Annotated in this window: 12 protein-coding genes and 1 tRNA gene; all 13 read left to right on the top strand. The window is 63.8% G+C overall.

The genetic code is table 11. The annotated features are described in order from the left end of the window. The first annotated feature begins 100 nt into the window (after positions 1-100). The 13 genes from JI745_RS04000 to JI745_RS03940 all read left to right on the top strand — a co-directional run bounded on the left by JI745_RS04000 (position 101) and on the right by JI745_RS03940 (position 13205). A complete protein-coding gene (locus tag JI745_RS04000; protein ID WP_201803935.1) occupies positions 101-871 on the top strand; it encodes a lipase secretion chaperone in 771 nt (256 codons plus the stop codon). A gap of 54 nt (positions 872-925) precedes the next feature. After that, entirely contained in the window at positions 926-3259 is a 2334-nt protein-coding gene (locus JI745_RS03995; protein ID WP_201803933.1) for a Tex family protein, read from the top strand. A 13-nt stretch (positions 3260-3272) separates the two neighbouring features. Beyond that, entirely contained in the window at positions 3273-4358 is a 1086-nt protein-coding gene (locus JI745_RS03990; protein ID WP_201803931.1) for a patatin-like phospholipase family protein, read from the top strand. Between the two features lie 43 nt (positions 4359-4401). Beyond that, complete coding sequence (locus JI745_RS03985) at positions 4402-5172, top strand: class I SAM-dependent methyltransferase (RefSeq protein WP_201803929.1); 771 nt, start codon at positions 4402-4404, stop codon at positions 5170-5172. Between the two features lie 189 nt (positions 5173-5361). Continuing rightward, a complete protein-coding gene (thrS, locus tag JI745_RS03980) occupies positions 5362-7281 on the top strand; it encodes a threonine--tRNA ligase (protein ID WP_201803928.1) in 1920 nt (639 codons plus the stop codon). Between the two features lie 110 nt (positions 7282-7391). Further along, complete coding sequence (gene infC / locus JI745_RS03975; protein ID WP_404932797.1) at positions 7392-7907, top strand: translation initiation factor IF-3; 516 nt, start codon at positions 7392-7394, stop codon at positions 7905-7907. A gap of 126 nt (positions 7908-8033) precedes the next feature. Beyond that, on the top strand, positions 8034-8237 hold the full coding sequence (rpmI, locus tag JI745_RS03970; RefSeq protein ID WP_201803926.1) for a 50S ribosomal protein L35: 204 nt from the start codon (positions 8034-8036) through the stop codon (positions 8235-8237). A 19-nt stretch (positions 8238-8256) separates the two neighbouring features. Next, the gene (gene rplT, locus JI745_RS03965) at positions 8257-8613 is read left to right on the top strand and encodes a 50S ribosomal protein L20 (protein ID WP_201803925.1); all 357 of its coding nucleotides are present in this window, start codon (positions 8257-8259) and stop codon (positions 8611-8613) included. Positions 8614-8726: 113 nt separating this feature from the next. Continuing rightward, on the top strand, positions 8727-9770 hold the full coding sequence (pheS, locus tag JI745_RS03960; RefSeq protein ID WP_201803923.1) for a phenylalanine--tRNA ligase subunit alpha: 1044 nt from the start codon (positions 8727-8729) through the stop codon (positions 9768-9770). A 21-nt stretch (positions 9771-9791) separates the two neighbouring features. Then, positions 9792-12212 carry a phenylalanine--tRNA ligase subunit beta gene (gene pheT / locus JI745_RS03955; protein ID WP_201803920.1) on the top strand — a complete coding sequence of 807 codons (2421 nt, stop codon included), beginning with the start codon at positions 9792-9794 and terminating at the stop codon, positions 12210-12212. A gap of 56 nt (positions 12213-12268) precedes the next feature. Further along, on the top strand, positions 12269-12598 hold the full coding sequence (locus JI745_RS03950) for an integration host factor subunit alpha (protein WP_310738479.1): 330 nt from the start codon (positions 12269-12271) through the stop codon (positions 12596-12598). A gap of 34 nt (positions 12599-12632) precedes the next feature. Next, the gene (locus JI745_RS03945) at positions 12633-13088 is read left to right on the top strand and encodes a MerR family transcriptional regulator (protein ID WP_201803909.1); all 456 of its coding nucleotides are present in this window, start codon (positions 12633-12635) and stop codon (positions 13086-13088) included. 40 nt (positions 13089-13128) lie between these two features. Next, positions 13129-13205: transfer RNA gene (locus tag JI745_RS03940), tRNA-Pro, on the top strand. Positions 13206-13300: the final 95 nt, after the last annotated feature.

Below are 13300 nucleotides of genomic sequence, written 5' to 3'. Positions count from 1 at the left end.
TCGATTTCCCTGATCCTGAATTCAGGCCCGGTATGTGAGGCTTGCGCGGCAAGTAGCCTCTCGTGGCGGCCCGATAGTTCTGATTCAGAAAGTTTTTTGTATGTCCGTGCACATCAACGATTCGCCCGTGTGGAAACGACCCGCCTTCTGGGCTTTGGCCGGGGCGGTGGCGGTGATAGGCGCTGTGGGCTGGCAGTGGTTCGGCAGTCCCGCCGATTTGTACCCAGCTGCTGAGACCGCGCAGCGAAGCGATTCCGCCCAGAAACAAATATCAAGTGCTGCGAGTGGAGCCTCTGGCGGCGCGGTGATGGGCGACAACGGCCTCGTGGAAGTCGATGTCCTTGGTGCCCGCATGGACGTGTCCCGCCTCTTCCAGCTTGGGTTTGGTGGCGGACTCAACGTCGACGGCGAGACCCGGGCAACGCTGGACACGCTGATGACGCAGCTGTCGGACCCCCCGTCCCAGAAGGAACTCGAGAAGCTGGAGTACACGCTGCGCCAGGGCCTGCCGAAGGAAGAGGCGGATAGGGCGCTGAAGCTGCTGCAAGGCTATCGGAGCTACCAGACGGACCTGCGCGCAGAAGGTGCGCAGCTCGGCATTCCCGAGACGCAGCAGAGCGTCGACGAGTACTTTGCCCAGGTGGGCCGCATCCAGCGGCGGCATTTCGACGAAGCGACGGCCACCGCGCTCTTCGGGGCGGACATCCGCAACGCCCGCGCCGTGATGATGGCCGCGGTGATCGACCAGAACCCGAACCTGAGCCTGGCGCAGAAAAAGGAGCAGATCGACGCGCTGCGCGCCGAACTGCCGCCGGAGCAGCGTGGCACCGTTCCCGAACCGGGTGCAGGGGCAGCGCCCGAGGCGAAATGACCGTGTGGCACACTTCGCCGCTTTCGTTTTTCGTCCCTCTGCGGACAGCTGTACTTGGACAAGATTCTTCTGCAGTTGGCTGGCGAACTGAAGGTTCGCGCAGCCCAAGTGAACGCCGCGGTGGAGCTGCTCGATGGAGGCGCCACCGTTCCCTTCATCGCCCGCTACCGCAAGGAGGCTACCGACGGCCTCGATGACACACAACTGCGCGAGCTGGAAGCCCGTCTGGGCTACCTTCGCGAGCTGGAAGAGCGCCGCGGCGCGGTGCTCAAGAGCATCGAGGAACAGGGCAAGCTGACGCCCGAGCTTCGCGCCGCCATCGAGGCGGTGCCGACCAAGCAGGAGCTGGAAGACCTCTACCTGCCCTACAAGCCCAAGCGCCGCACCAAGGGGATGATCGCCCGCGAGGCCGGCCTGGAGCCGCTGGCCGACAAGCTCTTCGCCGACCCGACACTCGACCCCGCGGCAGAAGCTATCGGCTTCATCAACGCAGAGGCCGGCTTTGCGGATGCCTTCGCCGTGCTCGACGGCGTGCGCGATCTGCTGAGCGAGCACTGGGCCGAAGACGCGACGCTGGTCGGCAAGCTGCGCGAGTGGTTGTGGGAAGAGGGCCTGCTCAAGTCCAAGCTGATGGACGGCAAGGACGAGAACAACGCCGACGTGGCCAAGTTCCGCGACTACTTCGACTACGACGAGCCGATCGGCCGTGTGCCGTCGCACCGGGCGTTGGCGGTGTTCCGGGGTCGCACGCAAGAAATTCTCGATGCCAAGCTGGTGGTCGATGAAGAAGTGGTGCCCGGTCAGCCCACGCTGGCCGAAGGCCGGATCGCGCGCCACCTGGGTTGGAGCCACGCCAAGCGGCCGGCCGACGACCTGATCCGCAAGACCATCGCCTGGACCTGGAAGGTCAAGCTGAGCCTGAGCCTGGAGCGCGACCTCTTCAGCCGCCTGCGCGAAGAGGCCGAGAAGGTGGCGATCAAGGTGTTCGCCGAGAACCTGCGCGACCTGCTGCTCGCCGCGCCCGCCGGCCCGCGCGTGGTGATGGGGCTGGACCCCGGCATCCGCACCGGTGTGAAGGTGGCGGTGGTCGATGCCACCGGCAAGGTGCTCGACACCAACACCGTCTACCCGCACGAGCCGCGCAAGGATTGGGAAGGCTCGATCCACACGCTCGGCCGCCTGTGTGCCACGCACGGCGTGAACCTGATCGCCATCGGCAACGGCACCGCCAGCCGGGAGACCGACAAGCTGGCATCCGATCTCATCAAGCGCATCCAGCAGCTCGCGCCCGGGACGCACATCGAGAAAGTGGTGGTGAGCGAGGCCGGTGCGTCGGTGTATTCGGCGAGCGAGTTCGCGAGCAAGGAACTGCCCGACCTCGATGTCAGCTTGCGGGGTGCGGTGAGCATCGCGCGGCGCCTTCAAGACCCGCTGGCCGAGCTGGTGAAGATCGAGCCGAAGAGCATCGGCGTCGGCCAGTACCAGCACGACGTAAACCAGGGCGAGCTGGCCAAGAGCCTCGATGCGGTCGTCGAAGATTGCGTGAATTCGGTCGGCGTCGACTTGAACACCGCTTCGGCCCCGCTGCTGGCACGCGTGTCGGGCCTGAGCACCGCGGTCGCCAACAGCATCGTGCGCTGGCGCGATGCCAACGGCGCCTTCAAGAACCGCCAGCAGCTGCTCGATGTGAGCGGCCTGGGCGCCAAGACCTTCGAACAGAGCGCCGGCTTCCTGCGCATCAGCGGCGGCGACAACCCGCTGGACCAGTCGGGCGTGCACCCCGAGACCTACCCGGTGGTCGAAAAGATCCTCAGCAAGGTCAGCAAGCCGCTGGCCGAGGTAATTGGCCGCAGCGACGTGATCCGCGCGCTGAAGCCCGAGGCATTTGCCGACGACAAGTTCGGCGCCATCACGGTGAAGGACATCCTCGCCGAGCTGGAGAAGCCGGGCCGCGACCCGCGCCCCGACTTCAAGGTTGCGCGCTTCAACGACGGCGTGGAAGACATCAAGGACTTGCAGCCGGGCATGACGCTCGAAGGCACGGTTAGCAACGTCGCCCAGTTCGGCGCCTTTGTAGACCTGGGGGTGCACCAGGACGGCCTGGTGCATGTCAGCCAGCTGTCGAACAAGTTCGTCAACGATGCGCGCGAAGTGGTGAAGGCGGGCGACATCGTCAAGGTGAAGGTGCTCGAGGTCGACCTGGCCCGCAAGCGCATCTCTCTCACGATGAAGCTCGATGCCGCGCCTGCGCCGCGTGGGGAACGGGGCGACAACAGCTATCGCCCGGCCGCGCGTGGCGAACGCATGGGTGGCCAGCGTGCCCCCGCACAGGCCCAGGTGCCGTCGGCGATGGCCGCGGCGTTTGCCAAGCTGCAGACCAAGCGCTGACCGGCCTGAGGTGATGCAAGCCCTGCAGGTCCACGCCGGTCCGCGTGCGCTGAAGCACTTGCGAGAGCACGGGCTTGCGGCATCGGACGTGCGGGCCATTCCCGGTGCGGCGGGAGGGCCGAAGGGCCTGGTGCTCGGCCCTCTCGACCAGTTCATCTTCGGGGACTGGCTGCTGCGCGACGAGGGGCAACCCGTCCATTTGATCGGTGCGTCGATCGGCGCCTGGCGCATGGCGACGGCCTGCCTGGACAACCCGCGGCAGGCCTTCGCCCGTATGGCCGATGACTACATCACGCAGGAATACGAGCACAAGGCCGGCAAGGCGCCGACGCCCACGCATGTGAGCGAGGTGTTTGGCGCAAAGCTGCTGGAGCACTTCGCGGGACAGGAAGCGCGTGTGCTCGCGCACCCCAGGTTCCGCCTGCATGTGTTCACCAGCCGAGGCAGGCACGTGCTCAGGCGCGAAGGTCGTAGCCTGTCGCGCGTCACGACGCCTCTGGGGTACCTGGGCGCTTTCGCGACCAACGTCGTGAGCCGCAAGGCCATGGGGGCGTGGCTCGAGCGGGTGATCTTCTCCGATGCGCGTGACACCTTTCCGCTTCACACCCACGACTACAGCACCCGCATCGTCTCGCTCGATGCGCAGAACCTGCAGCGGAGCATTCTCGCAAGCTGCTCGATCCCGTTCTGGCTCGATGCGGTGCACGACATCCCCGGCGGGCCGCGCGGTGCCTATTGGGATGGTGGCATCACCGACTACCACCTGCACCTGAACTACGCCTCGTTGCGCGAGGGCTTGGTGCTCTATCCGCACTTCCAGAAGACGATTATTCCCGGTTGGCTTGACAAGGCGCTGAAGCACCGCCACCGCTCGAGCGCGCACCTGGATAATGTCGTGGTCCTATCGCCTAATCCCGAATGGATTGCAACGCTTCCCAATGGCAAGCTTCCGGACCGCAACGATTTCAAACGCTATACCCACGATGTGCCTGCCCGGGTGAGGTCCTGGAGGCAGGCAGTGGCAGAAAGCGAACGCCTGCGAGACGAGTTCCAAGCGCTCGTCGAACGGCGCCAGCCCATCGCCGCGTTGCCACTTTGATCACCGACCCACGACCGTCGCCCACCACAGGAGGAGCCGCACCATGACCAACCCGCAGGGCCGCCCGAGCGCCCAAGCTGTCCAACTCCCGCACCAGCCGCTGCCGGACTACTACCCGTCCAACGATCTGCAGGCCCGCGAGAGTTTCCTGCGCAAGACCTTCGACGACACCGCGGTCGACTACAACCGGCTCGAAGCCATCCTGGGCCTGGGCACGGGTGCCAGCTACCGCGGCCGCGCACTCAAGCGTGCAGGCCTCAAGCCCGGCATGACGGTGGTGGACGTGGGCATGGGCACCGGGATCGTGTCGCAGCAGATCCTCAAGATCACCGGCGAACCCTCCAAGCTGATCGGCGTCGACCCAAGCCCGGGCATGATGGCGCAGGCGAAGCTGCCGGCCGACGTGGTGTGCAAGCTCGGTCGTGCCGAAGAGATTCCCGTGCCCGACGCGTCGGTCGATTTCCTGGTCATGGGCTACGCGCTGCGCCACATCAGCGACTTCTCGAAGGCCTGCGCCGAGTTCCGCCGCGTGCTCAAGCCGGGCGGCCGCCTGCTGATCCTGGAGATCACCATGCCGCAAGGGCGCATCGCCACGGCCTTGCTGAAGGCCTACATGCGGGGCGTGGTGCCGCTGCTGGCGCGCTTCGTGTCCAAGTCGTCCACGACGCCCATGCTGTGGCGCTACTACTGGGACACGATCGCCGGTTGCATTCCCCCGGCCCAGGTCATCGCGTCCTTGACCGAAGCCGGGCTGCTGGAGTCGGGGCGGTATGTGGAATTGGGCATCTTTTCCGAGTACACGGCACGGGGCTGAACTAGAATCGGCGCCTTCCAGTTCCACTGGCAATCTACAAGAGCGAGAAGGGCACCATGGTTATGACACCGCGAACTACGACCCGGCAGGTAAAGGTTTAGTCGGCCGCGGCTTCGTCACGTCTCTTCTCGTCATCATCAGAAAGCGCGGTTCACCACCGCGCTTTTTGCTTTCTGGAGTTCGCTCATCATGATTTCCGTTCAATTGCCCGATGGATCCAAGCGTCAGTTCGACGGCCCCGTGACGGTGGCCGAGGTGGCTGCTTCGATCGGCACCGGCTTGGCCAAGGCTGCGTTGGCTGGCCGCGTGGGGCAGGGCAGCGACGCCAAGGTCGTCGACACCAGCTACCGCATCGAAGCCGACACGTCGCTGGCCATCCTGACCGACAAGGATGCTGACGGCCTGGACGTCATTCGCCATTCGACGGCGCACCTGCTGGCGTATGCGGTGAAGGAGCTGTTCCCGGAGGCCCAGGTCACGATCGGCCCGGTCATCGAGAACGGCTTCTATTACGACTTCTCGTACAAGCGTCCCTTCACGCCCGAAGACCTGGCTGCCATCGAAGCAAAGATGTCGGAACTCGCCAAGAAGGACGAGAAAGTCGAGCGCCGCGTGCTGCCGCGCGACGAGGCGGTGGCGTATTTCAAGAGCCTGGGCGAGCACTACAAGGCCGAGATCATCGCGAGCATCCCGGCGAACGAAGACGTCTCGCTGTACCGCGAAGGCAAGTTCGAAGACCTGTGCCGCGGCCCTCACGTGCCCAGCACAGGCAAGCTCAAACACTTCAAGCTGATGAAGGTGGCCGGTGCCTATTGGCGTGGCGACCACCGCAACGAGATGCTGCAGCGGGTCTACGGCACCGCATGGGCCACGAAGGACGAGCTTCAGCAATACCTCACGATGCTCGAAGAGGCCGAAAAGCGCGATCACCGCCGGCTCGGGCGCGAGCTCGATCTCTTTCACATCGACGAACATTCGCCCGGCACGGTCTTCTGGCACCCGAAGGGCTGGGTGATCTGGCAGCAGGTCGAGCAGTACATGCGCGCGGTCTACCGCGACAACGGCTACCAGGAAGTGAAAGGCCCGCAGATCCTGGATCAGGGTCTGTGGGAGAAGACGGGCCATTGGGGCAAGTACCGCGAGAACATGTTCACCACCGAGTCGGAGAAGCGCGACTACGCGCTGAAACCGATGAACTGCCCTGGCCACATCCTGATCTTCAAGCAGGGCATCAAGAGCTATCGCGACTTGCCGCTGCGCTATGGCGAATTCGGGCAGTGCCATCGCAACGAGCCTACGGGCGGGCTGCACGGCATCATGCGCGTGCGGGGCTTCACGCAGGACGACGGCCACATCTTCTGCACGGAAGAGCACATCCAGGCCGAAGTCACGGCCTTCACGGCGCTGCTGCAGAAGGTCTACAAGGACTTCGGTTTCACCGACATCATCTACAAGCTTTCGACGCGCCCCGAGAACCGCATCGGTACCGAAGAAAGCTGGGACAAGGCCGAAGCTGCGCTGGCAGATGGCCTGCGCGCCTCGGGGTGCGAATTCGAATACCTGCCAGGCGAGGGCGCGTTCTACGGTCCGAAGATCGAGTACACGCTGAAAGACGCGCTGGGCCGCCCTTGGCAGTGCGGCACGATCCAGGTCGATCCGAATATGCCGGAGCGTCTTGATGCCGATTTTGTCGGCGAGGACGGTGCTCGCCACCGGCCCCTCATGTTGCATCGAGCCATCGTTGGCAGCCTGGAACGCTTCATCGGCATCCTCATCGAGCAGCATGCAGGCGCGCTGCCGGTTTGGCTTTCCCCGGTGCAGGCCGTGGTCATGAGCATCACCGACGATCAGGCGGATTACGCGCGGGACGTGACGAAAACGCTTCAAAAACAAGGGCTTAGAGTCGAGAGCGATTTGCGCAACGAGAAAATTACCCGTAAAATCCGCGAGCATTCCCTGCAAAAGGTCCCGTTCCTCCTCGTCGTTGGCGACAAGGAGAAGGCGAACGGGGCCGTTGCCGTGCGCGCTCGCGGTAACCAAGACCTCGGTGTGATGCCCCTCGCCGACTTCGCTTTGAAGATCGCGGGTGACATTGCCAATCGCGTTTGACGAGAGGTCCGGTTGCCCAGCACGCTTTGATTATTTTTGGGCCCTGTCGCCTTGGGGTTCGCTGAAGGATTTGAACTATCGCTACTTTTGCTGACCGCCGCGCTCCCAACGTGGAACGCAAGCACCGCCTGAACCGCGAAATCATGGCGCCGGAAGTCCGGCTCAACGGGGTGGACAACGAGCCCTTGGGCATCGTCCCCCTGCAAGAAGCTTTGCGGATGGCGGGTGAACTGGATGTTGACCTTGTCGAGATCGCCGCCCAGGCCGACCCGCCTGTGTGCCGCTTGATGGACTACGGCAAGTTCAAGTACCAGGAGCAGAAGCGCGCGGCGGAGGCAAAGGCCAAGCAGAAGGTCATCGAGATCAAGGAAGTCAAGTTCCGCCCGGGCACCGATGAAGGCGACTACCAGATCAAGCTGCGCAACCTGCGCCGCTTCATCGAGGAAGACGGCGACAAAGGCAAGGTCACGCTGCGCTACCGCGGCCGCGAGATCACCCACCAGGACATCGGCATGCGGCTTCTGGAGCGCATCCGCGACGACCTGGCAGATTGTTCGGTGGTCGAGAACATGCCCAAGCTCGAAGGCCGCCAGATGATCATGGTCCTGGGGCCGAAGAAGCGGTAGTCGAGGGTCGTTGAAGAGTTCACTGCCCTGGTTTGGTCACCGGGGTGATGCAAGAAGCCTCTGCAGGCTTACAAGACCGCGAGAGATTTCGCGGGCGCCTGCAGGAGCAATTTAGAAGGAGCAGTCATGCCCAAAATGAAGACCAAGAGCAGTGCGAAAAAGCGTTTTCGCGTTCGTCCGGGTGGCACCGTCAAGCGCGGTCAAGCGTTCAAGCGCCACATCCTGACCAAGAAGTCGACGAAGAACAAGCGCCAGCTCCGTGGTGCTGTCGGCGTCCACGAGACCAACATGGCGGGGATGGCGCAGATGCTGCCGTTCGCCGGTCTCTGATTTCTAGAAAGGAAACGACATGCCTCGCGTCAAACGTGGTGTAACCGCACGTGCTCGTCACAAGAAAGTTCTCGCACTCGCCAAGGGTTTCCGCGGCCGCCGCAAGAACGTATTCCGCATCGCCAAGGAAGCGGTCATGCGCGCTGGGCAATATGCCTATCGCGATCGCCGCACCAAGAAGCGTGTGTTCCGCCAGCTCTGGATCGCCCGTATCAACGCGGCGAGCCGTGGACTGGGTGTCACCTACAGCAAGTTCATGGCCGGCCTGAAGAAGGCCAACATCGACATCGACCGCAAGGTTCTTGCCGACATGGCCGTGAATGATCCTGCCGCTTTTGGCAGCATCGTCGAGAAGGTGAAGGCCCAGCTCGCTTGATGTCGTGATCACGCCGGGTGTTTGTTTGCCCGGCGCACGCAAGCTTTCAAAGGCCGACCTCGTGTGCGGCCTTTTTTGTTTGTTCTGAATTCGCTTTCCGTCCAACTGAACCGATGAACGATCTCGATCAACTGGTGCAAGCTGCGCAGGCCGATTTCCACGAGGCCACCGCACCTGCAGATCTGGAGAACGCCAAGGCACGCTACCTCGGCAAGTCCGGGCGTGTCACCGAGTTGCTCAAGGGCTTGGCCGCGCTATCGCCCGAAGAAAAGAAGACCCGCGGTGCCGACATCAATGCGGCCAAACAACGCGTCGAAGCCGCACTCAATGCGCGCCGCCAGGCGTTGGCCGATGCCGAGCTTCAGGCGCAGCTGAAGGCAGAAGCGCTCGACGTCACGCTGCCCGGCCGCAAGCGCGGCATCGGCAGCCTGCACCCGATCACTCGCACGATGGAGCGCATCGAAGCGATCTTCGGCTCGATGGGTTTCGATGTGGCCGACGGCCCCGAGATCGAGACCGACTGGTACAGCTTTACCGCACTGAACAATCCCGAGAACCATCCGGCCCGTTCGATGCAGGACACCTTCTACGTCGACATGAAAGACGCCGAAGGCCGCTGGCTCAACCTGCGTCCGCACACCTCGCCGATGCAGGTGCGTTACGCGCGGGCGCATGCAAAAAAGTACGAAGGTCAGGCGAAGATGCCCGACATCCGGGTCATCGCGCCAGGCCGCACCTACCGCGTCGACAGCGATGCGACGCACTCGCCGATGTTCCACCAGGTCGAAGGCCTCTGGATCGGCGAGAACGTGAGCTTCAAGGACCTGAAGTCGATGTACCTGGACTTCATCCAGGCCTTCTTCGAAACCACCGAACTCAAGCTGCGCTTCCGCCCCAGCTATTTCCCGTTCACCGAGCCCAGCGCCGAGATCGACATCATGTTCGAGCGAGGGCCGCTGAAGGGCCGGTGGCTTGAAGTGTCCGGTTCTGGCCAGGTGCACCCGCAGGTCGTGCGCAACATGGGCCTCGATCCCGAGCGCTACATCGGCTTCGCCTTCGGCTCGGGCATCGACCGCCTGGCGATGCTGCGATATGGCGTGAGCGACCTGCGCATGTTCTTCGAGGGTGACTTGCGCTTCCTGTCGCAGTTCAAATAAATCAGAAGCAGAAAAGACGAGATGCAATTTCCAGAGTCCTGGCTGCGGGAGTTCTGCAACCCGCCCCTCACCACCGAACAGCTGGCCGACCTGCTGACGATGTCCGGCATGGAGGTCGAAGAGCTGCGCCCCGTCGCGCCACCGTTCTCCGACGTGGTCGTCGCCGAGGTGCTCGAGGTCGCGCGTCATCCGAACGCCGATCGGCTCAACGTCTGCCAGGTGCGCACCGGCAGCGGCCCGACGCTCAACATCGTCTGCGGCGCTCCCAACGTGCGCCCCGGCATCAAGGTGCCGTGCGCGCTGGTCGGTGCCCGGCTGCCGCCGGCGGAAGAGGGCGGTGCGCCCTTCGAGATCAAGCTTGGCAAGCTGCGCGGTGTCGAGAGCCAGGGCATGCTGTGCTCGGCGCGCGAGCTCAAGCTGTCGGAAGACCACGGCGGTCTGCTAATCCTTGCCGACGACGCGCCGGTGGGGATGTCGATCCGCGAGCACCTGAAGCTCGACGACACGCTCTTCACGTTGAAGCTCACGCCCAACCTCGGGCACTGCCTGAGCGTCTACGGCATCGCGCGTGAAGTTGCGGCGCTGACCGGCTCGCCGCTGTTGAAGCAGAGCTTCACGCCGGCGAAGATCGTGCACGCCGACAAGCTGCCGGTGCGCATCGAAGCCCCCGACCTGTGTGGCCGTTTCTCGGGCCGCATCATCCGCAACGTCAACACAAAGGCGAACACACCCGCGTGGATGGTCGACCGTCTCGCGCGTTGTGGCCAGCGTTCGGTCACCGCGCTCGTCGACATCTCGAATTACGTGATGTTCGAGTACGGCCGGCCGTCGCACATCTTCGACCTCGACAAGATTCACGGCGGCCTCGTCGTGCGCTGGGGCCGCAAGGGCGAGCAGCTCAAGCTGCTCAACGGCAACACGATCGAAGTCGACGAGCGGGTCGGTGTGATTGCAGACGATCAGGCCGTGGAGTCGCTCGCCGGCATCATGGGCGGTGACGCAACCGCGGTGTCCGACGACACGCGCAACGTCTACGTCGAAGCCGCGTTCTGGTGGCCCGAGGCCGTCGCTGGCCGTTCCCGCCGCTACAACTTCAGCACCGATGCCGGCCATCGTTTCGAGCGCGGCGTGGACCCCGCGCAGACAGTCGAGCACATCGATCACATCACGCAGCTGATCCTTGACATCTGCGGCGGCGAGCCGGCCGCCATGGACGACCAGGCGACGAAGCTGCCGGCGCGCAAGCCCGTGTCGCTGCGCGTCGATCGCGCAGCCAAGGTGATCGGCATGCCAGTCACGCAAGCCCAGTGCGGCGAAGTGCTGCGACGCCTCGGTCTTGAAGTGAGCGAAGCGCCCGGTGTGTTGACCGTCACGCCGCCGAGCTGGCGCTTCGACCTGCAGATCGAGGAAGACCTGATCGAGGAAGTGGTGCGCGTGCTGGGCTACCAGAACCTGCCCGACACCCCGCCGGTCGCGCCGATCCGTGCGCATGTGCGCAGCGAGTCGCGCCGCGGTGTGCATGAGATCCGCCACGCACTGGCGGCGCTCGACTATCAGGAGACGATCAACTTCAGCTTCGTCGAAGAGCGTTGGGAAAAAGAACTCGCCGGCAACGAGAACCCGATCCGCGTGCTGAACCCGATCGCCAGTCCGCTCTCGGTGATGCGCTCGAGCCTGATCGGCAGCCTTGTCTCGGTGCTTCGCTTCAACCTGACCCGGAAAGCCACGCGCGTGCGCATCGCCGAAGTCGGGCGTGTCTTCAAGCGGGACGCGGCCGTCGTCGACGGTGCCGGCGCGGTGGCGGGCATCGATCAGCCGATGCGTGTCGCCGGGCTGGCCTGTGACTCGGTGGATGAGCTGCAATGGGGCACGAAGGCGCGCCCGGTCGACTTCTATGATGTGAAGGGCGATGTCGAGGCCTTGCTCTCGCCGCGCGTGGCGCGCTTCGTGCCCGCTTCACACCCCGCCTTGCACCCAGGGCGCTCTGCACGTGTCGAGATCGACGGCCGGGTGATCGGCTTTGTCGGCGAGTTGCACCCTCAGTGGCGCCAGTCGTATGAGTTGCCGGGAACGCCGGTGCTCTTTGAGCTGGATCTGGCGGCGCTGACCGAGCGGCCGGTGCCGGCTTTCCAGCCGATCCCGCGGCAGCAATCGGCTTGGCGCGACATCGCCGTGATTGCAGGTGAGCAGGTCAGCCACGACGCCCTGATCGAAACCGCCAAGGGCGCCAACGAGCAACTCGTGCGCTCGGTGAAGCTGTTCGATGTCTACAAGCCGGCGGCCGGTGCGTCGACCGACATGGCTGCGGGTGAACGGAGTCTGGCCCTGCGCTTGGAGATCCTCGACGACTCGACCACCCTGACCGACGAGCGCATCGAATCGGTCAAGGCCGAGGTCGTGGCAGCGCTCGGCCAACGGCTGGGCGTGCGTCTGCGTGCGTGACCTACTGGATAACCCGAATGAGTACCCCACCTCCAGAGAAAGCGCCTGATCGGGTCATGCTCCCGATGCTCGAAACACCGACCTTGACCAAGGCCGAGCTGGCCGAGTTGCTTTTCGAGCGGCTCGGCCTCAACAAGCGCGAATCCAAGGACATGGTCGAAGCCTTCTTCGACATCATCCATGGGACCCTTGTCACCGGAGAAGACGTCAAGATGTCGGGGTTCGGCAACTTCAATATCCGCCGCAAGGCGCCTCGGCCGGGTCGCAACCCGCGTACCGGCGAGGCGATCCCGATCAAGGCGCGAAACGTCGTCACTTTTCACGCGAGCCACAAACTTAAGGGGGTTGTCCAAGGCGACATCCCCGCGGGAGACGACTTCGAGTAAAGTCTAGCTTTCTCTCCTGATCTTATTGATTTACATGGAGAAAGCGCTTCCCGCCATTCCAGCCAAACGCTACTTCACCATTGGAGAGGTGAGCGATTTGTGCGGCGTGAAGCCGTATGTGCTGCGTTACTGGGAACAGGAGTTCACGCAACTCAAGCCCATGAAGCGGCGTGGCAATCGCCGCTACTACCAGCACCATGAGGTGCTCCTGATCCGCCGCATCCGAGAGCTGCTGTACGAACAGGGCTTCACCATCAGTGGTGCGCGCAATCGCCTGACCGAACTCGGCCACAGCCGCGGTGAGCCAGCTTCCGTGATCGACAGCAAGGAACCGGATGGCGTCGATGATGCCGAAGTGCTGGCCGCCGACGACGCGCTGGTGGCAGTAGCAGATGAGCCGGTGCCCGTTCCTGAGGTGATCACGACCGAGGTGTCGATGGTGCAGATGCGACAGGAACTGATCTCCATTCGCGGACTGCTCGTCGTCTGAGCGGAAGGCCTGATTTTTCAAGCTATACTGCGCGGCTCGTCGGGGTGTAGCGCAGCCTGGTAGCGCACTTGCATGGGGTGCAAGGGGTCGCGAGTTCGAATCCCGCCACCCCGACCATTGAACAGCACAAGCCCGGTACCGAAAGGTGCCGGGCTTTTTGCTTTCCGGCGCCAACAAAAAAAGGGGCTCACATGGAGCCCCTTCGGGTGGTG

This window comes from Piscinibacter sp. HJYY11, assembly GCF_016735515.1.
In the GTDB taxonomy this organism is placed as follows: Bacteria; Pseudomonadota; Gammaproteobacteria; order Burkholderiales; family Burkholderiaceae_C; genus Rhizobacter.
This window is presented reverse-complemented; position numbering and strand designations above follow the sequence as displayed.

Bases quoted from the DNA above. Each gene is read 5' to 3' on its own strand.
- JI745_RS04000 (WP_201803935.1), top strand. From the start codon at position 101: ATGTCCGTGCACATCAACGATTCGCCCGTGTGGAAACGACCCGCCTTC.
- JI745_RS03990 (WP_201803931.1), top strand. From the start codon at position 3,273: ATGCAAGCCCTGCAGGTCCACGCCGGTCCGCGTGCGCTGAAGCACTTG.
- JI745_RS03985 (WP_201803929.1), top strand. From the start codon at position 4,402: ATGACCAACCCGCAGGGCCGCCCGAGCGCCCAAGCTGTCCAACTCCCG.
- thrS (WP_201803928.1), top strand. From the start codon at position 5,362: ATGATTTCCGTTCAATTGCCCGATGGATCCAAGCGTCAGTTCGACGGC.
- rpmI (WP_201803926.1), top strand. From the start codon at position 8,034: ATGCCCAAAATGAAGACCAAGAGCAGTGCGAAAAAGCGTTTTCGCGTT.
- rplT (WP_201803925.1), top strand. From the start codon at position 8,257: ATGCCTCGCGTCAAACGTGGTGTAACCGCACGTGCTCGTCACAAGAAA.
- pheS (WP_201803923.1), top strand. From the start codon at position 8,727: ATGAACGATCTCGATCAACTGGTGCAAGCTGCGCAGGCCGATTTCCAC.
- pheT (WP_201803920.1), top strand. From the start codon at position 9,792: ATGCAATTTCCAGAGTCCTGGCTGCGGGAGTTCTGCAACCCGCCCCTC.
- JI745_RS03950 (WP_310738479.1), top strand. From the start codon at position 12,269: ATGCTCCCGATGCTCGAAACACCGACCTTGACCAAGGCCGAGCTGGCC.
- JI745_RS03945 (WP_201803909.1), top strand. From the start codon at position 12,633: ATGGAGAAAGCGCTTCCCGCCATTCCAGCCAAACGCTACTTCACCATT.